Source organism: Mycobacterium sp. (genome assembly GCF_032161845.1).
In the GTDB taxonomy this organism is placed as follows: domain Bacteria; phylum Actinomycetota; class Actinomycetes; order Mycobacteriales; family Mycobacteriaceae; genus Mycobacterium.
In genome coordinates this window covers 1-19,086 of sequence record NZ_JAVRQA010000560.1, presented here as the reverse complement: position 1 = coordinate 19,086, position 19,086 = coordinate 1, and the positions used below count along the sequence as shown (strand labels likewise).

At 65.2% G+C, this 19,086-nt stretch carries 16 protein-coding genes and 1 pseudogene; 7 read left to right on the top strand and 10 right to left on the bottom strand.

Going from position 1 to position 19,086, the window contains the following annotated elements; translation table 11 throughout:
- Nucleotides 1-109: 109 nt before the first annotated feature.
- Both QOD90_RS31145 and QOD90_RS31140 read left to right on the top strand, forming a co-directional pair.
- A complete protein-coding gene (locus QOD90_RS31145; RefSeq protein ID WP_526356405.1) occupies nt 110-463 on the top strand; it encodes a VOC family protein in 354 nt (117 codons plus the stop codon).
- A gap of 76 nt (nt 464-539) precedes the next feature.
- Nucleotides 540-1,922, top strand: a complete 1,383-nt coding sequence (locus QOD90_RS31140; RefSeq protein ID WP_526356403.1) for a dicarboxylate/amino acid:cation symporter — start codon at nt 540-542, stop codon at nt 1,920-1,922.
- Between the two features lie 26 nt (nt 1,923-1,948).
- Here the strand turns inward: QOD90_RS31140 and QOD90_RS31135 are convergent, their stop codons facing one another.
- The 4 genes from QOD90_RS31135 to QOD90_RS31120 all read right to left on the bottom strand — a co-directional run bounded on the left by QOD90_RS31135 (nt 1,949) and on the right by QOD90_RS31120 (nt 6,426).
- On the bottom strand, nt 1,949-2,278 hold the full coding sequence (locus QOD90_RS31135) for a TfoX/Sxy family protein (protein WP_526356401.1): 330 nt from the start codon (nt 2,276-2,278) through the stop codon (nt 1,949-1,951).
- Between the two features lie 9 nt (nt 2,279-2,287).
- Nucleotides 2,288-3,316: an LLM class flavin-dependent oxidoreductase gene (locus tag QOD90_RS31130; RefSeq protein WP_526356399.1), complete on the bottom strand. Its 1,029-nt coding sequence runs from the start codon at nt 3,314-3,316 to the stop codon at nt 2,288-2,290.
- Between the two features lie 76 nt (nt 3,317-3,392).
- Nucleotides 3,393-5,714 carry an endopeptidase La gene (gene lon / locus QOD90_RS31125; protein WP_526356397.1) on the bottom strand — a complete coding sequence of 774 codons (2,322 nt, stop codon included), beginning with the start codon at nt 5,712-5,714 and terminating at the stop codon, nt 3,393-3,395.
- A gap of 28 nt (nt 5,715-5,742) precedes the next feature.
- Nucleotides 5,743-6,426: a VC0807 family protein gene (locus QOD90_RS31120; RefSeq protein ID WP_526356395.1), complete on the bottom strand. Its 684-nt coding sequence runs from the start codon at nt 6,424-6,426 to the stop codon at nt 5,743-5,745.
- Between the two features lie 84 nt (nt 6,427-6,510).
- Here QOD90_RS31120 and QOD90_RS31115 point away from each other — a divergent pair, with 84 nt between their 5' ends.
- Nucleotides 6,511-7,272 (top strand): SDR family oxidoreductase, encoded by a 762-nt coding sequence (locus QOD90_RS31115; RefSeq protein WP_526356393.1) that lies wholly within the window; start codon nt 6,511-6,513, stop codon nt 7,270-7,272.
- A 14-nt stretch (nt 7,273-7,286) separates the two neighbouring features.
- Here QOD90_RS31115 and QOD90_RS31110 read toward each other — a convergent pair whose 3' ends face one another.
- The gene (locus tag QOD90_RS31110) at nt 7,287-9,530 is read right to left on the bottom strand and encodes a SulP family inorganic anion transporter (RefSeq protein WP_526356407.1); all 2,244 of its coding nucleotides are present in this window, start codon (nt 9,528-9,530) and stop codon (nt 7,287-7,289) included.
- A 400-nt stretch (nt 9,531-9,930) separates the two neighbouring features.
- On the opposite strand from QOD90_RS31110, the gene QOD90_RS31105 reads away from it, so the two are divergent.
- The gene (locus QOD90_RS31105) at nt 9,931-10,716 is read left to right on the top strand and encodes a response regulator transcription factor (protein WP_526356391.1); all 786 of its coding nucleotides are present in this window, start codon (nt 9,931-9,933) and stop codon (nt 10,714-10,716) included.
- On the top strand, nt 10,713-12,194 hold the full coding sequence (locus QOD90_RS31100) for a sensor histidine kinase (protein WP_526356389.1): 1,482 nt from the start codon (nt 10,713-10,715) through the stop codon (nt 12,192-12,194). The genes QOD90_RS31105 and QOD90_RS31100 overlap by 4 nt, the downstream gene beginning before the upstream one ends.
- Here QOD90_RS31100 and QOD90_RS31095 read toward each other — a convergent pair.
- Nucleotides 12,191-12,481: a hypothetical protein gene (locus tag QOD90_RS31095; RefSeq protein ID WP_526356387.1), complete on the bottom strand. Its 291-nt coding sequence runs from the start codon at nt 12,479-12,481 to the stop codon at nt 12,191-12,193. The two genes, QOD90_RS31100 and QOD90_RS31095, sit on opposite strands and share 4 nt — an antisense overlap.
- A 373-nt stretch (nt 12,482-12,854) precedes the next feature.
- Between QOD90_RS31095 and QOD90_RS31090 the strand changes: the two genes are divergently transcribed.
- Entirely contained in the window at nt 12,855-13,085 is a 231-nt protein-coding gene (locus tag QOD90_RS31090) for a hypothetical protein (protein WP_526356385.1), read from the top strand.
- 117 nt (nt 13,086-13,202) lie between these two features.
- On the opposite strand, the gene QOD90_RS31085 is transcribed toward QOD90_RS31090, so the two are convergent.
- The 3 genes from QOD90_RS31085 to QOD90_RS31075 form a co-directional block, all read right to left on the bottom strand.
- Nucleotides 13,203-14,198, bottom strand: a complete 996-nt coding sequence (locus tag QOD90_RS31085) for an alpha/beta hydrolase (protein ID WP_526356383.1) — start codon at nt 14,196-14,198, stop codon at nt 13,203-13,205.
- 531 nt (nt 14,199-14,729) lie between these two features.
- Nucleotides 14,730-16,133, bottom strand: a complete 1,404-nt coding sequence (locus QOD90_RS31080; RefSeq protein ID WP_526356381.1) for a mechanosensitive ion channel domain-containing protein — start codon at nt 16,131-16,133, stop codon at nt 14,730-14,732.
- Complete coding sequence (locus tag QOD90_RS31075) at nt 16,130-18,334, bottom strand: adenylate/guanylate cyclase domain-containing protein (protein ID WP_526356379.1); 2,205 nt, start codon at nt 18,332-18,334, stop codon at nt 16,130-16,132. The genes QOD90_RS31080 and QOD90_RS31075 overlap by 4 nt, the downstream gene beginning before the upstream one ends.
- A gap of 98 nt (nt 18,335-18,432) precedes the next feature.
- Here QOD90_RS31075 and QOD90_RS31070 point away from each other — a divergent pair, with 98 nt between their 5' ends.
- Nucleotides 18,433-18,861, top strand: coding sequence for a DUF1810 domain-containing protein (locus QOD90_RS31070; protein ID WP_526356377.1), 429 nt, complete (start codon nt 18,433-18,435; stop codon nt 18,859-18,861).
- Here the strand turns inward: QOD90_RS31070 and QOD90_RS31065 are convergent.
- Nucleotides 18,858-19,086: pseudogene (locus QOD90_RS31065) on the bottom strand (alpha-amylase); the annotation flags it as partial. The gene QOD90_RS31070 and the pseudogene QOD90_RS31065 overlap by 4 nt on opposite strands.

Here is a 19,086-nt window from a genome sequence, read left to right as displayed (position 1 = left end):
CAGAAGCAGCCTTAAGCCACCCGAACCAGGCGGGATCGGCCACACCCCCGGTGGCCGATCCCGTTTCGTCTTCCGATGACTTCCTCGACCCCGGGTGGTCTGTACTTATATGTCATTCCAACACGTTCTGTCCGTCGTCCCCGTCTCCGACATCGAGGTGTCGAAGGCGTGGTACGAGAAGCTCTTCGGCCGCCCCGCCGACAACAACCCGATGCCGGTGCTCGTCGAATGGCAGGTGGTTCCCGGCGGCTGGGTCCAGGTGTTCGTCGACGACGAACGTGCTGGGTCCGGCTTGCTCAACTTCGCCGTCGACGATCTGCCAGCCCACGTCACGGACGCCGCCCATCGGGACCTCGCACCCGGTGAGATCGAGGACGTGAACAAGGGTGTGCAGTTGTCGACTCTGAAAGATCCCGACGGCAACCTGATCCGGCTGATCGGGAACTTCCGCGTCGACTACTGACTCGGCGTGGGATGACGTAGCGCTGCGGTAACGCGCGTCTCATCGCTACGACACGTGGCGCAGGTACCTGTGGTCAATGAACGATTCACGGCCAGCCACCAGCGACGCAGAAGAAGCGCCGCCCAGGTCGCGGTGGTACACCTCGCTGTTCACCCAACTGTTGGTCGCGATCGTCGCCGGCATCCTGGTCGGGTGGGTTTGGCCCGCCTTCGGCGCGGACCTCAAGCCCGTTGCCGACGCGTTCATCAAGTTGATCAAGATGCTCATCGCACCAATCATCTTCTGCACCGTGGTGATCGGGATCGCCCATGTCGGAGATCTCAAATCGGTAGGCCGGATCGGGGTGAAGGCCTTGATCTACTTCGAGGTGGTCACCACGTTCGCGTTGCTCTTCGGTCTCTTGATCGGCAATATCGTCAAGCCGGGCGCGGGCTTCAACATCGACCCGCAGGCCCTGGCGACGGGTGCCGACGCCGTTGCCAAGAAGACCGGCAGCGGGGAATTGCCCCACACCGTGGAGTTCCTGCTGAACATCATTCCCACGTCGATCATGTCGGCGTTCGCCGAGAACCAACTGTTGCAGGTGCTCTTCTTCGCGGTGCTGTTCGGCTTGGCACTGGCCAAGTTCGGGGAGCACGGGCCGCCGGTCGTGTTCGAGTTGATCGAGCACTTCAGCAGCCTGTTCTTCACGATCATCGGCTGGATCATGAAGTTGGCACCGCTCGCGGCGTTCGGCGCGATGGCCTACATCATTGGCCAGTATGGCATCTCGTCGCTGGGCAGTTACGCCAAGTTGATCGGCGCCTGCTACCTGGGCGCCGCACTGTTCATTCTCGTGCTCGCGGCGATCGCATGGTTCTTCGCAGGGGTGAACCTGTGGCGATTCCTGGGCTACATCAAGGACGAGTTCTTCCTCGCGCTCGGCACTGCGTCCACCGAGGTCGTCCTGCCCCGCATCATGGACAAGTTGATGTTCGCCGGATGCTCCCGTACGACAACGGGTTTGGTGGTGCCAACGGGCTACTCGTTCAACCTCGACGGTGCCACGCTGTATCTGTCCATCTGCGTGCTATTCCTGGCGCAGTCGCTTGGCGTCAATCTCAGCCTCGGCGAGCAGATCACCGCCGTGCTGGTGCTGATGCTGACCTCGAAGGGCATGGCGGGCGTGCCGGGTTCGTCGTTCCTGGCGTTGTCCGCCACCGTGGCCGCGATCGGGCACGGTGCGATCCCGGTCGCCGCGGTCGCTTTGCTGCTTGGCGCCGACCGAATCATGGACTCGATGCGGGTGTCGGTGAACCTCCTCGGCAACTGCGTGGCGACCATGGTGGTGGCGCGTTGGGAGGGCCAACTCGACTCCGAGCGGATGAACGCAGTCCTGCGTGGCGACGCCGGCGACGCACTCGACGAAGCTGACGCCGTCAACGACCAGAGGGGGGACGTGGTCGCCTCGTCCCGGTAGCCGTTCGCCGAGGGCGACGAACGCGGCTACTTGGGCGGCAAACCCTTGGCATAGTCGACGCCACGCGTCACCCAGGACTGCAGCTGGCGCTTGGTCGTGACGCCGTCGGCCGTTACCCGTAGCCAACCGCGAGTCTCGCGGCCCGCCATCACCATCGGTTCGACGTGCTGGCGCTCGAGTAGCTTGGCCGTGTCAGCCGGCGGTACCCGCACCATCAGTCCACCCCGACCGCTTGCGGCGACCGCCAGGTGGCCATTGATCAGGAAGGCCAACCCGCCGAACATTCGCTTCTCGTCGATGCGCTCGCCCGCCATCAACTCCCGGATGCGATTGGCGAGATCTTCGTCGTACGCCATTGCGTCAGGTTAGCCCGCCAGTTGGGGTGTCCAGCCAAGTTTCGGCCCAAGCGACTCGGCCATGTCGGTGACGATCTGGAGGTAGTCGGCTTCCTCGAAGGAGAAGGGCAACGCGAAGGCGATCTCGTCGGCACGCTGGAAGCCGGCGTGCTCGAACAGCTGGTCGGCCAATTCGTCGGAGGTGCCGACGTAGTCGGGCGAGAACAGCATCTGGCGCGGACCCTGCGGCGACTTGGTGCGCTCGAAGCGACTCGCCGCGTACTCGCGATAGCGGCGAACCTGATCGTCGGTCGCCGAATCGGTCGGGATGACCACCAATCCCTGTGACACTCTAGCGCTTTCGGGATGTGGGTGGCTCGCCCGGTAGGCGTCGATCTGCTGGCCCTGGATGGTCGCGAAGTCGCGCGACTCGGTGCCGTCGGTGCCGACCACCGAGCTGGTCAGGTAGTTGATGCCCTGCGCGCCCGCCCATCGCGCCGACTCCAATCCGCCGCCGTACCAGACGCGGTCGGCCAGACCGGGGGAGTGCGGCTGGATGCGATTGGTGAATTGTTCGATGCCGAGCACGCCCTCGAAATCGCTGACGGGTTCACCGCGAAGGCATTTCAACAACCGCAGGACACGGTCCTTGGAGAAGTCCTCGAGTCCGTGGGTGTTCGGGTACAGCGCGGTCTTGTAGTGGTCGTAGAGCATCGGAGTGCCCACCGAGACACCAGGGTTGACGCGTCCGCCCGAGAGAATGTCGACGGTGGCCAGGTCCTCGGCGAGTCGGAACGGATTCTCGAGACCTAGCGGGATGACCGCGGTGCCGAGTTCGATGCGCGACGTGCGCTGGCTGGCAGCGGCCATGATCGCCACCGGGGAGGAGATGCCGGGCTGCAGGTGCCGGTCGCGAAGCCAAACGCTGTCGAAACCCAGCGCCTCGGCACGCTCGATCACCTCGAGCGTCTGCTCGATCCCCGGTCCTGGATCGCGCTCGTCGAACCGGCCGATAGTCAGGAACCCGAGCTTGCGCAACGGTTCTCCACGTCGTGGCATGACTCTCCTTTACGTCGAATTCTGCACCAGGGCTGCGAATCGTGAACTATCGCAGCCCTGGCGCAGATCTCGCGGACTAGGCGGCCTGGGTCGCCACCGCCGCCGCCGGCTCCAGCGCCAGGGCGACGATGTCCGCGACGTCGGTCATCGGCTTGACGTCCAACGCGTCGAGCACCTCGGCCGGGACCTCGTCCAGGTCGGCCTCGTTGCGCTGCGGGATGAACACCGTCTTCAAGCCGGCCCGCTGCGCGGCAAGCAGTTTCTGCTTCACCCCGCCGATGGGCAGCACCCGACCGTTCAGCGTGACCTCACCGGTCATCCCGACGTCGGAGCGGACCTTCCGGCCAGTAGCCATCGACACCAGCGCCGTGACCATCGTGACGCCCGCCGACGGACCGTCCTTGGGCACCGCGCCCGCTGGGAAGTGGACGTGGATCTGGCGGTCCAGCGCCTTCGGGTCGACGCCCAACTGCTGGGCGTGCGCGCGGACGTAGGACAGCGCGATCTGTGCCGACTCCTTCATCACGTCGCCGAGCTGACCGGTCAACTGCAGCCCGGGTTCACCATCGTTGGCATTCGCCTCGATGAAGAGCACGTCGCCACCGAGGCCAGTGACGGCCAAGCCGGTCGCCACGCCGGGCACCGCCGTGCGTTCCTCGGACTCCGGCGTGAAACGCGGACGGCCAAGGTAGCCAACGAGATCCGGCTCATCAATAATGAGCCTCGCCGGATCGACGGCCAGTTTCGTGGTCGCCTTGCGCAACGCCTTGGCCAACAGCCGCTCGAACTGGCGCATGCCAGGTTCGCGGGTGTAGTCGGCCGCGATCTTGCGCAGCGCCTCGTCGGTGACCGCCACCTCGTCGGTGGTCAGCGCCGCCCGGTCCCGCTGCCTCGGCAGCAGGAAGTCCCGAGCGATGGCGACCTTGTCGTCTTCGGTGTAGCCGTCGATCTGGACCAGCTCCATCCGGTCCAACAGGGCCGACGGAATGTTCTCGATCACGTTGGCCGTTGCCAGGAACACCACGTCCGACAGGTCGAGATCCAGATCGAGGTAATGGTCGCGGAACGTGTGGTTCTGGGCAGGATCCAGCACCTCGAGCAGAGCGGCACTCGGATCGCCGCGGTAGTCGGAACCCACCTTGTCGATCTCGTCGAGCAGGACGACGGGGTTCATCGAACCCGCCTCGCCAATCGCCCGCACCAGCCGGCCCGGCAGCGCGCCGACATAGGTGCGCCGGTGCCCGCGGATCTCGGCCTCGTCGCGCACGCCGCCGAGGGCGACGCGGACGAACTTGCGGCCAAGGGCGCGTGCCACGCTCTCACCGAGCGAGGTCTTGCCGACGCCGGGAGGGCCCGCCAGCACCATCACGGCGCCCGAACCACGGCCGCCGACGACCTGCAACCCGCGCTGCGACCGCCGGGCCCGCACGGCCAGGTACTCGACGATGCGGTCCTTGACGTCGTCCAGCCCGTGGTGGTCGGCGTCCAGGATTTCCCGCGCCGACTTCAAGTCGGTGGAGTCCTCGGTGGTCACGTTCCACGGCAGGTCAAGCACAGTGTCGAGCCAGGTGCGGATCCAGCCGCCCTCGGGGCTCTGCTCGCTGGAGCGTTCCAGCTTGCCGACCTCGCGCATCGCGGCCTCGCGCACCTTCTCCGGCAGGTCCGCTTCTTCGACTCGAGCGCGGTAGTCGTCGGACCCGTCGGGCTCGCCCTCGCCGAGTTCCTTGCGGATCGCGGCCAGCTGCTGACGCAGCAGGAATTCCTTCTGCGTCTTCTCCATGCCGGAACGCACGTCGTCGGCGATCTTGTCGTTGACCTCGACCTCGGCCAAGTGCTCAGCGGTCCAGTCGATGAGGCTGCGGAGCCGGTCGGCCACGTCCTCGGTCTCCAACAGCTGCCGCTTCTGCACGTCGGGCAGGTATGACGCGTAGCCGGCAGTATCCGCCAGCGCGGACGGGTCGGTGATCTTGTTGACTACGTCGACGATCTGCCACGCCTCCCGGCGCTGCAGCATCGCCAGCAGCAGCTTCTTGTACTCAGCCGCCAGCGCCTTCGTCTCATCGGTCGGTTCGACGTCGGCCGCTTCGGTCACCTCGACCCACAGCGCTGCGCCAGGTCCGGTGGTCCCTGACCCAATGTGCGCACGCTTCTCACCGCGGACGACGGCGGCGGCGCCACCGCCGGGAACGCGTCCCACCTGCACGATCGACGCGATCACGCCGTAGGTGGGATAGCGGTCCTCGAGTCGTGGTGCGATCAGCAGCTTGCCGCTCTCGCTCGCCTGTGCGGCGTCGACCGCTGTCCTGGCGGCGTCGTCCAGCTCGACGGGAACGACCATTCCAGGCAGCACGATCGGTTCACTGACGAACAACACCGGAACTGCAATGGCTTCTGACATCAATCCTCCAAAGTTGAACCTGGTGGGCTCAACCCTGGGTGATGCTCCTTTGTTCCCACTTCTCGCGGGCCCGATGTCCGAGGAAGAACGTCGCGGCCATCAGCACGGCGATCAGCGCCAGCGACACCACCGTGTTCACCCCCTTCGCGACGTCGATGGACAGCGAGAAGATGATCGCGAGGCTGATGAACGTGCCAACCAGCAGGCCGATGCCCCACATCGCTGACAGCAGAACGTGCAGCCGGTGGACGAAGGCCTCCTCGCCGGGATCCGGTTGATCGTCGTCGCGTTGCACCCGCTCGGAGACCACCTGTGTCAGCGGCTTTCCGATCACGCAAGAGCCGAGGAAGACCAGCGCGCCGATGCCGCCGACGAGGGTGTCACCCGCCATCAGCATCCGCGCGTTGGAGGTCGCCAGCCCGACGGCCAGGCTCAGCCCGAAGTTCAGCATCAGGTAGCCGGCGAACGGATCCAGCCGGCGAGCCCGGATCGCGTCGTAGCCGACCTTGAGCCCGGCGAGCACGGTCGCCGACAGCAGCGCGACGTACTCCGACTCACCGAGAGCGCGCAGGCCGTAGTAGGCGATCAGCGGCGGTCCGACGTCGAGCAGGATTCCCCGCAGGATGGGGCCGTTGGATCGAGCCTTCTTGCTCGGTGACGCAGTTGATGATGCTTCGGGCGATTGCGGTGCCGCGCCGCCGGATTGAGTCACCGCCTCGACGTTAGCGTGTAGCTCCTGGGCGTCTGCTGTGAACGGGCCAGGAATAGACGCCAACCCACGCCGGTCATATTGCACATGCCTCAAGACGTCGAACCGGGAATTTCACCAAGCACGGTCATCGCCATCACCGGCGCCAGCAGCGGAATCGGGGAGGCGACGGCCCGTCTGCTCGCAGCCAGGGGCGCCTCGCTCGTTCTCGGCGCCCGCCGCACCGAGCGTCTCGAGCGACTCGCCGACGAGCTGCGGACCAACAACGGCAGCGCGGTTCTCGTCGAGACCGTCGATGTCAGCCGTCAAGAGGATCTTCAGCGCCTGGTCGCCCACACCGTCAAGCAGTTCGGCAGGCTCGACGTGCTGGTGAGCAACGCGGGTATCAGCAAGATCGGCCCCGTCGCGGACGCCGACGTCGACGGCTGGTCGGCCATGATCGACGTCAACCTCCGCGGCGTGCTGTACGGCATCGCCGCTGCAATGCCGGTGTTCCGCGGCCAGGGCAGCGGCCACTTCGTCACGACCGTCTCAACGGCGGGCCTCAAGATCGTGCCCAATATGGCGGTCTACGCGGCGACGAAGAACGCGGTTCGCACCGTGATGGAGGCGCTCCGGCAGGAGTCCACCGACGGCGTCGTGCGGACGACGTCGATCTCGCCGGGCTACGTTCGCACCGAACTTGGCGACTCGATCGACGATTCGGCTCTTCGCGAAGAGACTCAGAGGGGGATGGACGAATTCGGCCTGCCTCCCGAAGCCGTCGCGAGGGCCATCGCGTTCGCGATCGAGCAGCCGCACGACGTCGAGATCGGCGACATCACGATCCGCCCGACCGTCCAGGGCTAGCGGACCATCGCGCCTCACGTGGGCGTCGCCGATAGCGCGAGGGAGTCGATCGCCGTCGGCCGGATCCGCAGGACGGTCGCGCTCGCAATGTCGTAGAACAACCCGAACACGTCGAGTTCTCCTGCCAGATGACGCTTCTCGACGAGGGGGTGCCCGACGAGGGTCTCGACCTGCAGCGCGACGTTGACCATACTCAGCTGGTCGACGGGGGCGAAGCCCGCGTCCGCTGCGGCACGCGCCACCGGGTGAGCGCCAAAGTCGAACGCCTCCACCGCGGGGCGGCCGTTGGCAAGCCAGTTCGACAGGTGCTGCTCACCCTGACTCCTTGGCGCCTTGGCGCTCAGCAGGGCATTCATCGCGCCGCAGCTCGAGTGCCCGCAGACCACGATCGACGAGACGTCCAGCTTCTCCACCGCGAAGGCGATCGCCGCCTCGGTCGAGGCGTCCTGCTGGCCGGCGGGCACCAGGTTTCCCACGTTGCGCACGGTGAATAGGTCGCCAGGGCCGCTGCTGGTGATGACATTGGGCACGATGCGCGAGTCGGTGCACGTGATGAACAACGTCTCGGGCCGTTGAGCGTTGGCCAACTTCTCTAGGTGAGGGCGCAACTGGGGCGCCGTTCGACGTTGGTAGATCGCCAACCCGTTGTGCACGGACGATGAATCGACCTCGTGCCCTTCACCGTTCGCGCCTGTGCCCTGCCAAGTGCTCCACGGCATGACGCCCGTGCGGACGTCGACGGCTTGAATGTCGCGGACCGGGGGACCGTCGAGCGCGCTGTCCATCTCGACAGAGCCGAGCTGGCGAATGTTCACCGTGCCACCCGCCGCGCAGTGCTGTCGCCGCCAGTCGTCGATCGCCTCGTGCGCGGCATGGTCGATGAAGTCCACCGAGAGTTCCACCGTCGCTTTGGTTCCCGGCGGTACCGACGCCAGCACACTGGTGAGGCGCGGCAACGACAGGAAGCTGCACGAGCCCTCGATCACGATGCGCCAGGTGCCGTCGCCCAAGCCCTCCTCGGTGGGTTCTGCCAGGATCCGGGTGCGAATCACCCGCCATGCAGTCAGCGCGATCGACAACGCGAGGCCGATCAACACACCCTCGAGCAGGTTCAGGAAGACCACGCCAACGACTGTCACGGCGTACACCGCGATATCGCCGGTGCGCCGGGCGGTTTGAATGTGGGCACGCTTGACCAACTGGATGCCGATCACGATCAGCAGCCCCGCCAATGCGGCCATCGGAATTCGTTCGGCCAGCCCGGCGAAGGGCAGCGCGAAGGCCAGCACCCAGACCCCGTGCATGATCCCCGAGGCGCGGGTCCTCGCGCCGGCGGCCACGTTCGTCGAACTGCGCACGATGACCCCGGTGACGGGAAGCCCACCAAGAGTGCCCGACACCATGTTGGCCGTGCCCTGGCCGATGAGCTCGCGGTCGAAGTTGGTGCGCGGACCGTTCTGCATGCGGTCGACCGACACCGCGGAGAGCAGGCTCTCCACGCTCGCGATCAGAGCAACGGTGAGCACGCCGGTGGCGAAGGCGCCCCAGTTGCCCTCCGGAAGGCTCGGCAGGGCGATCGCGTCCAGCAGGGAACCATCCAATGTGACGCGGTCCACGTCGAACGAGAACACGATCGCTGCCACCGTCGACGCCACGATGGCGACGAGCGGGCCAGGCACCTTGCCGAGCCGCCCCGGCACCCAACGCCAGCCGGCCAGAATGGCGATGACGAGCACGCCGAGGATCACCCCGGGTCCGTGGGCGCCAAGCACCTGTGCCGGCAGTTCCACCACGTTGCCCAAGGCCGAACTCTGCGATTCGCCGCCCAGCAATACGTGGACCTGTTGCAATGCGATCGTGAGTCCGATGCCCGCGAGCATCGCGTGAACCACTACCGGCGAGATCGCCAGCGCGGCTCTGGCTACCTTGCTCAAACCGAACAACACCTGCAGCACTCCTGCCGCGACGGTGATCGCACAGGTGACCTTCCAACCGAACTGCCCGACCAGGCTTGCGACCACGACGGTGAGACCCGCCGCAGGTCCGCTGACCTGCAGCGGTGACCCGCCGACGGCACCCGCGACGATGCCGCCCACCACGGCTGCGATGAGGCCGGCGAGCGCTGGTGCGCCTGACGCGATCGCGATCCCCAGTGAAAGCGGCAGGGCCACCAGAAATACCACCAGGGAGGCGGGCAGGTCGTAGCGGAGAATGGGATCAATCCGTTGGGAGAGTGAACTCCCCGAGCGCTGCAGAATGTGGAGCTCCTGTCGGTGACGGCAACCGCCAATCGGCTACCTCTGACTTATCGGTTCGCACCGCTTGTGTTGAGGAATACGAAAGTGACTCTCTTACAGTCACTTAGGTGATGTGCCACTCAATTCACAAGTGCCAGAATATTTATCGATTGCGTAGATGGTCAAGGAAGCCCGCCGGACGCATAGAAGATCCAAATGTCCGCGTCGTCGCGGTGTTGTAGCCGTCACATCCATCGCTGGCGGCACGGGTCGACTGCGACCCGGCGAAATTTCACTAATGTTTCGCGACAACATCTTTCGGTACCTCCGCGCGGAGGATTTGACAAACCCCGAAATGCGACTGCATGAGAGGAACCTGTGAACTCAGTGACAACAAAGCACATATCAGGACAATCGAAGTATGACGATGACGTCGGTGCGCCCCCGACCGCAGAAGCCCAGGTCCGCAATTCTCGGGCAGCTCCCTCCGATCCGTAGGCCGGACGGATCACCGATCAAGGTGTTGCTGGTCGACGACGAACGGGCGCTGACGAACCTCGTCACGATGGCGCTGAAGTACGAGGGGTGGACCGTCGACGTCGCACACGACGGTCGCGATGCCCTTATCAAGTTCGCGGCCACCGATCCCGACATCCTGGTGCTGGACATCATGCTCCCCGACCTCGACGGGCTGCGGATACTGCAGCGGGTCAGGGCCGCAGGCACGTACACCCCGGTGCTCTTCCTGACGGCCCGCGACTCCGTGACCGATCGCGTCACCGGCCTGACCGCTGGCGCCGACGACTACCTGACGAAACCCTTCGACCTGCAGGAACTGGTGCTCAGGCTGCGTGGCCTGCTCCGCCGCAGTGATGCGACGCCCTCGGCGACCGACCAGCCCGAAGAGGAGACTCTCCGCGTCGGAGACCTCACCCTCGACGTGGCAAGCCGCGAGGTGACCCGCGGTGACAAGCGCATCGAACTGACCACGACGGAATTCGATCTCCTGCGGTACCTGATGCGCAATCCGCGCCGGGCACTGACCCGTGAGCAGATCCTCGAGCAGGTATGGAACTACTCCTTCGGAGGCCGGACCAGCATCGTCGATCTGTACGTCTCGTACCTGCGGAAGAAGCTCAACCCCGGCGGTGAGCCCCTGATTCACACGATTCGCGGTGTGGGATACCAACTTCGGCCCGCTGAGTGACACCAGTGCACAGCACTCCCTGGTGGCGTCCCCGCACGTTGAGCAGGCAGCTCACGTACGGGGTGGTCACCCTGGTGACCGTCGTCACCCTGGCCATCGGCGCTTCCTCCGTCTACAGCTTGCATACCTACGTGACGACGATGAGCGACACCCAGGTATCGCATTCACTGGCTGCCTTCGAGCACTCGTTTGCCAAGCTTCGCGCCTACCCTGCGGGGCGAGATGACGGAGTTGCGCTGACCAACTTCACCTCTCAGGCGCCGGGCACGCTCATCGCCTTAATGGACGGGGGAGCGGTCGTCGACTCGGCGGTCTTCTCCGACGGCGACACGGAGGCCGCCCCTGCCGCCGCCGTTGACTCGATCGAAGCGCTGGATTGGAGCGATGTTTCGCCCCGGACGGTCGAACTCGGCGACCTTGGAAAGTACCGGATGGCAAGCAGCGACACCGGTTCCGGCGAGCGACTGGTCTCGGCCGTCTCGTTGGAGAACGCCAACCGCGCGGTCGCCGCGAAGTCCGTTGGCGTGATCGGGATCACCGTGCTGGCTGCCCTGTTTGCCGGATTCGGCACCGTCATCCTGCTGCGTTGGGCCCTGCGCCCACTGCGCCGGGTCGCCGCAACTGCGGCGAAGGCAGCCAGGATGCCGCTGGCCGACGAGGACCATCGCATCACGACGCGGGTGCGGCGCGCCGATTCCGATCCCGACAACGAGGTCGGCATCGTGGGCGAGACACTGAACAACTTGCTGGCCAACGTCGACTCGGCGCTGGCCACCCGCGCGAGATCCGACCGGCGGATGCGCCGGTTCCTCACCGACGCCAGCCACGAGCTGCGAACCCCACTCGCCGCCATCCAGGGATATGCCCAACTGACCCGCCAGGAGAGCGCGTCCTTGCCGCCCACGACTGAATATGCGTTGGCGCGCATCGAGTCTGAGTCCAACCGGATGACGGCACTCGTCGGTGACATGCTCCTGTTGTCCCGGCTCGACGAGGGTCAGGGGCTCGAGATCAGGCGGGTAGATCTCACCGATCTCATCGTCGACGCCGTCAACGATGCCGTGGTCTCCGCCGCCGATCACCGGTGGCTGACCGAACTACCCGACGAACCCGTGTGGGTGATGGGCGATCGGGCGCGGCTGCACCAGGTGGTGAGCAATCTGCTGGCCAACGCGCGCCATCACACCCCACCGGGTGTCACCGTCACCACGGCCTTGCGAGTCGTAGAAGGTGAGCCCGGTCCCAGAGTGCAACTGACCGTCACCGACGACGGGCCCGGGATCGACCGGGCCTTGATACCAGAACTGTTCGGCCGGTTCGTCCGCGGCAATCAAGCCCGCTCCGACCAGCCGGAGTCCACTGGCCTGGGGCTGTCGATCGTCGCGTCCATCACCGAGGCCCACGGCGGTACCGTTTCGGCCAGCTCTGGCGGCGGCAGCACGCAGTTCCGGGTTCTGCTCCCTCCCGCCGACGGCTAGACATCACTGCAGGCGACGTCGACGTAGACGGTGGTGAACAGGTCCTCGTCGATTCGACTTCCCGACGGGTCGATGTTCGAATTGTTCAAGCCGTACACCCCCGTGACCTTGCACTGGGACAGTGGCACGGTGGAGGTTCCGTTGAGTTGAACGTGATGCCCCTGCGCTTCGAGCTGTGCGATGGTGTCGGCGGCTGAGCGTGTTCCAGCGGCTGACGGAGCGGCAAAGCCGAGCCCCATCACTGTCGTCAAGCCAACGATCGCGGCGGCGGTCTCAAGGTTCTTCAAGCCGAACTCCTCTGTCCGTTACTGGTTTTCACGTGCTATCGAGATCAACCGTACGGAGAGAGCTGGGGTCGAGCGATGGACTACGCGGAGCAGCATGGTCGCTGTGTTCGGCCGTCGACGTGGCGGACGTGGGGCCGGAAACACCTCGCCAACTGGGACGTCGCTGCGGTGCGCTACAGACATAGTCCCGCTGCGGCACTTGATTCTTCGCGAGGGCGCCGGCCAATCTCAGGGCAAATGCCTATCTTTCGAGCGCGGTGACACCCGACCAGATTTGCGTTTGGCATGAAGGTAACGCGGAAGACCGAAACATGCTCGCGCGTCGGTAAATTGGCCCTTGTAAGGCGAAAACAACCGAAGAATGGAGCAGAAAATGAAGTTACGTCATCTCGCGACGGGTGTCATGACCGGACTCGCCGCTGCGGCCATCGCTGCCGCCCCGATCGCCGGCGCCGCAAACCCAAGCAACACCATCGACAACGGCCGGACCACGACCACGGACAAGAAGGGGCACAACGCAATCGTCGTTCATCCGCCGACGGTCTCGGCACCGAACTCCTACGGCAACTTCTCGTCGCCGGCGCCCTTCCTGTTCTTCGATTGAGGAATGGCCGGCGAGTAACCACTCGGCGCTGCCCGACCCCCCGAACGGAAAGAAGGGAACCTGCCGTCCGGGGGGGTGACGGCAGGTTCCCTGGTCCTTCTTGGATCTCAGGTACGCCTATGCGGTGGCCTGAGCTCCCAGCGTCCGTTGGACGTCGGGGATCATCTGCTGCAACTGCTGACCCCAGTAACCCCAGCTATGGGTACCGGTGGCCGGGAAGTTGAACACACCGTTGGTGCCACCTGCGGCGATGTAGTTGTCGCGGAAGGTCGCGTTGGTGCGCAACGTGAACCCTTCGAGGAACTGCGCCGACATCAGGTTGCCGCCATCGGTGCCGGAATCCAGATCCGACGGCGTACCGGTGCCGCAGTAGATCCAGACCCTGGTGTTGTTGGCGACCAGCTGGTTGATGTTCACCATCGGGTCGTTGCGCTTCCACGCCGGGTCACCCGAAGGGCCCCACATGCTCTCCGCGTTGTAGCCGCCCGCGTCGTTCATCGCCAGCCCGATCAACATCGGCCACCAGCCCTCGGACGGGTTGAGGAAGCCCGACAGCGACGCTGCGTAGACGAACTTCTGCGGGTAGTAGATGGAGTAGGTGAGCGCGGTGCCGCCAGCCATCGAGAGACCGACGACTGCGTTGCCGTTCTGCGACACACCGTAATTGGTCTCGAGGAACGCGGGCAGTTCCTGCGTCAGGAACGTCTCCCACTTGTACGTGTAGTCCTGGCCGTTGCCCTGCGACGGCCGGTACCAGTCGGTGTAGAAGCTGGACTGTCCACCGACGGGCATCACCGTCGAGAGACCGGACCCGTAGGTCCATTCGAATGCGGGGGTGTTGATGTCCCAACCGCTGTAGTCGTCCTGCGCGCGCAGGCCGTCGAGTAGGTAGACGGCGTGCGGGCCGCCGCCCTGGAACTGCACCCTGATGTTCCGGTTCATCGACTGGGAGAACACGTCCAGGTATTCCACCGGCAGCCCTGGCCGGGAGAAGGCTCCCGCCGTCGCCGAACCCCCGACGAAGCCGATCAGCCCGGGCAGGGTCACAGCTGCCAGGAGGCCAACGACCAGCCGGCGCAACCACGTACCACGAATATTTCTGACGAACTTCATAACGGCAACAGACCGTCCTTCCTTTTGCATCCCTGTGTCTCCAAGCAATCGCCGTTGCTTTTCGTGCGTTAGTGAATCACGCAGATGTGGTTCGCTTCGGCTTCCAACGCCGAGTTGTGACGTCGCGGTTGGCTAACGATTGCGACTCGGCGCAGAGACCTTCGAGCCGTCCGGGGCGCCAATTCAGGGTGTGACCTGTGTGAATGGAGTGGTTTCTGTGGTCACGCCGAATCGGACGAAACGCCGGCGCCGACACACCCGCCACGCGGGCCATCACGAACGGACGGCACGCTGAACAGCGAAGATGACCAGGAATCGCTCGCCACGCCAAACACTGCCCACCGGCGACACGTCGGACGTCGGGCGTGTCGAGCCTCGACGAACGGCGCGGCAACCAAAGTGCGATGACCCCGCCGTTTTCGCCCCGTAGGCATACTTCAGCAAACACGCCAGTCGGTCAGCCGGAGTGCAGTTCGCCGGGTTGGGAGTCAGTTGAATTGGCGCCCAGTGCAATTGGAGCTACGCGCAGAATTAGCTACCGGCGGCCGCGGCGAGCGCCCGTTGCACGTCGGCCCGACGCTCTTCGATCGAGCGTCCGATCTCCTGCAGCAGCAACGGCTTTCCCATCACCAGTTCCTCGACGCCGGCACGCTCGATTTGCAGCACGGTGACTTCGTCGAGCGCGTAGGCACCGCCGGTAACGGGTTCACGGGTAAGCGTCGTCGAACCGAGGAAGTCGCCCTCCTCGAGAACCCGGACCGGAATCACCGCCCCGTCCTCGCCTCTGGCGATCAGACGTACCCGGCCGTTGACGACGAACGTCATCCGCTTCGGGACCTGACCGGGATATTGAATCGCCTCTTCGGCGCCGTACCGCGTGAGCCGCATCTGGGGGAGCAGCGCCCGCTGGTCGGCATCGCTGAGCCGCAACGTCGGCGCCACGATCCGCATCGACCTCTCCAGACGCTCCTCGGTCACGAAGTCGTCCTCGACGTCGTCGAGTCGCAGGCCGGCCCGCCGAGAGGCGTACCAGGCCCACCGCAGAAACATTGCCCGCGTCGCAGCGTCGTCGGCAGGCGAGCGGAGTGGGATCGACGTGCTGTACTGCCCGGCGCCACTGGTGGCCGTCGACGGCACCGCCCCGGTCCGCAGGTGCGGTAGCCCGCCGGCGATGCGGGTCAGCAGGGTGCAGACGTCGTCGGGGGAATCATTCGGGGCGAACTCGGTGACGACCGAGATCGAGTGTTCTCCGGGCGGCCTGCTCAGGTTGGCGAATGACGCCGCCGCCAGAACCGAGTTCGGGATGATCTGCAGACCACTGCCGGTGTCGATGTGCGTTGCGCGCCAATTGACCTCGACGACACGACCACGTGCGGACGGCACGTCGACCCAGTCACCGAGCTGGAACGGCTGCTCGAACAGCAGCAGAAGACCCGAGATGATTTGGCCGACGGAGTTCTGCAGGGTCAGGCCGAGGACGATCGACGTGATCCCGAGGGCAGTGAAGAGGCCGCCGACGTTCGCACCCCAGATGTAGGAGAAGATCACCGCGAGACCCACCGCGATGACCACGAAGCGGGCGACGTCGAGGAAGATCGATGGAATCCGCTTGCGCCACGACCCCGCTGGTGCGCCTTGGAAGAGTGTGGCGTTGAGCCCGGACAGCACCAGCACGAGCAGCACGAAGCCGAGGACCGTTGCGACCATGCGCACCGGCGTGGCCTCGGCGGATATCTCGTTGGCCTTCGTCAGCAGGACCAGCAGCGCACCGAGCGGCAGGATGTAGTTGCGCAAGATGCCAATTGGCCGGGCCAGGCCGCTGCCGCGGCGGGCGAGCGCCGAGCGCAGTTCGGTGAGGACGACCAGACCGATCGGCAGCCCGACCGCAACGCCGACGGCCCAGAAGAACCATGGCGAATCGAGCACGCTCGTCACGGTTGCCGCTCCGACAACTGCCAGACGGGCTCCTCGACGCCATCGACGGTGATGCTGGCCGCCGCGGTGAACTGTCGCGTGTCGCGCATCGCGTCGTACACCCGGGACGTCACGAACACCCCGGGTTGCGGTGATCCGCTCTGCACCTGATAGGCGAGGCTGACCGCCGATCCCCACATGTCGTACGCCAGGCTCGACCTGCCGACTAGTCCGCTACTGACGGTGCCGGTGTCGATCCCGGCCCGGAGACGCAATTGAGTTCCCGTCTGACTGTTGAAGCGGTCGACGATGCGCTGCATTTCGATCGCGTAGTCCACCGTGCGTCTGACGTTGTCGATGCGAGGGACGTTCAGACCACAGCTCGCCAGGTAGCCGTTGTGCAGCGTGCGTACCCGGTCGACGCCGAGATTCTCTGCCGCAGCGTCGAACTGACGCACCAGTTTGTTGACGATCGCCAATGATTCGTCGGAGGTGAGATCGGCGGTCAGTTCGTCGAGACCCACGATGTCGGCGAAGATCACCGTCACGTCCTGATGATCCTGGGCGATGGTCTCCTCGCCGTCGCGATACCGCTGCACGACGGGTTCCGGCATCAAGGACAGCAGGAGGCGGTCGTTCTCGCGCCGTTGCTCGTTGAGGAGATCCTCCTTGACGGCGAGATTGCGACTCATGTCGTTGAATGCGACGGTCAGATCACCGAACTCGTCCCGCGAGGTGACGGGTAGCACGATGCCGTAGTCACCCGAACTGATCTGTTGCGCTCCGCTTTCGAGTCGTCGGATCGGGCGCACGAACAATCTCGCCAACAACATCGCCGCGATGCAGACGAAGAAGATGATGCCCGCCGTCGACAGGACGAGGGTTCTGGTGAAGGCCGAGACGGGCGCGAATGCCTCCGACGTGTCGATCTTGGCGATGACAGCCCATCGCAGCCCGGGGATGTCGGCGGGGGCATACGCCTGCAACGTCTCGTGGCCGAGGTAGTCGTCGGCGATCAGCGTGCCCCTTTGGCCCTGCTGCGCCAGCTTGGTGGCCTCGGTCGCGACGGGTTGCACGAGCGTGGTGCCGTGTTGTCGGATCGCGTCCTCGGCGACGTCGGGCGGAGTGCCCGCCGCGACGACGTCGCGCTTGAACGCGTCCGGATTCTCGAGGAACAACCGGGAGTTGGACCGCATCAGGTCGTCGGAGCCGACGATGAACGTCTCGCCCGTCTTCCCCATGCCGGACTCTTCCCAGTGCCCGTCCATCGTCATGAGCTTGTTGATCTTCGAGATCGGGAACTGCAGCGCGAGCACGCCATCGACGCGGCCCTGCGGACCGACCGGCGAGACGAACCACGCGGTGGGCTCGTCGGCCGGCTGATAGTCGCCGAAGTCGGTCAGCCCGACGTAGTCGACCGCGTTGGAGTCCAACGCCTTCTGATAGGCGTCGCCGAGTTCGCTTCCCTTGAAGGGCCCGTTGAGAATGTTCGTGCCGAGGTCCACGCCCTTGTAGGCGGAGTAGACGACGTTGCCGCGGGTATCGAGCAGCAGCGCGTCCTCGAACTCGAAGCGCGTGACGATTTCCCGGAAGAAGTCGTTGTATTGCGCGTTCGCCGCTGACCACGCACTGCCGTCTCGAGCGTCGTCGAACCTGATCGCCGCGTCCCAGTCCGCCGTCGGCTTGGCGTAGTCGCCGAAGGGGGTCGTGTAATACGCCTGGAGGTACTTCTGCGCCGGCGAGGTCGGCAGCAGTGCGGTGACGTCGACGTCGTCCCCGGTTTGCGCCGCCTCGTCCTTGGCGAACCGCTTGGCGTAGTAGTCGACGATAGATTGCTGCTGGGCTGGATTGATGGTCGCGGTGTTCAACTGATCGAAGGCGGTCGTGAAGGCAGTTACCCCCTGGGCCGCCGTCGAGCCACGCGAGTACACCACCAGTGAGTCCTTGAGATCTTGGACGCCGGTCTGCAGTTGTCTGCTCTGTGATTGCCGGATCTCGGTGAGCCGGTCGAACACCGAGGTACGTAGCGAGTTGCGGCCGGACTGGTAGCCGATGAACCCGACGACGGCGGCCGACAGGATGCTCGTCAACAGCAGCATGACGAGCAGCTTCGACTGGATGCTGACCCGGGACAGCACCTGGCGTCGAGTCCGCTTGCCGCGCAGGGGCACGGAGCCCAGTTCGTCCGTGGGTTCGGCGTCAGTCGCCTGCGATGTCGTCATCGGTTCCAAACACTAACCCGCTAGACCACCTAATCGGCTCGACTCGATGAATGTTCGATGGCGTCGACAGACAACCCGTCGTCGGGCACGGTGGTGGCATGGACGATCCATACGATCTGCGGCGCTTCGTCGAAGCGCAGAACCCCGTATTCGACACCGTCATCGACGAACTGCGGGCCGGCCGCAAACGGTCGCACTGGATGTGGTTCGTGTTTCCTCAGCTGCGCGGGCTTGGCACGACTGCGATGGCCGAGAAGTACGGCATCGAGTCCCGCGACGAGGCCGCCGCCTATGTCGCCCACGACGTCCTCGGTCCCCGGCTACGGCGGTGTGCGCAATTGGTGACGCAGTCCGGGGCCGTCACCGCTTCGGAGTTCATGGGCTCGGTCGACGCACTCAAACTCTCGTCGTCGATGACCTTGTTCGCCGAGGTGACCGATGACGACCACGACTTCACGGCAGTGCTCGACAAGTACTACGCCGGGCAGCGGGACAAGCAGACCCTTCGGATGCTGGCCTCGAGCTAGACGGTGAGGACGGCCCAACCGTGCGGCTCCACCTCGAGCTGGACGACGACGTCCTCCGCGGGCACACCGGACCCGGCAACCACCCGACCGCTGTCGATGCCGAACTCGGACAACGACTTCCGCAGGGTGGAATCGTCGACGTTGAGCGCCACCACCAGCGACCCCGCGTCGGAGCTGGTTCGGTAGACGTACTGACGGTTGGTCAGGTGCAGCGCCGAGGTGCGC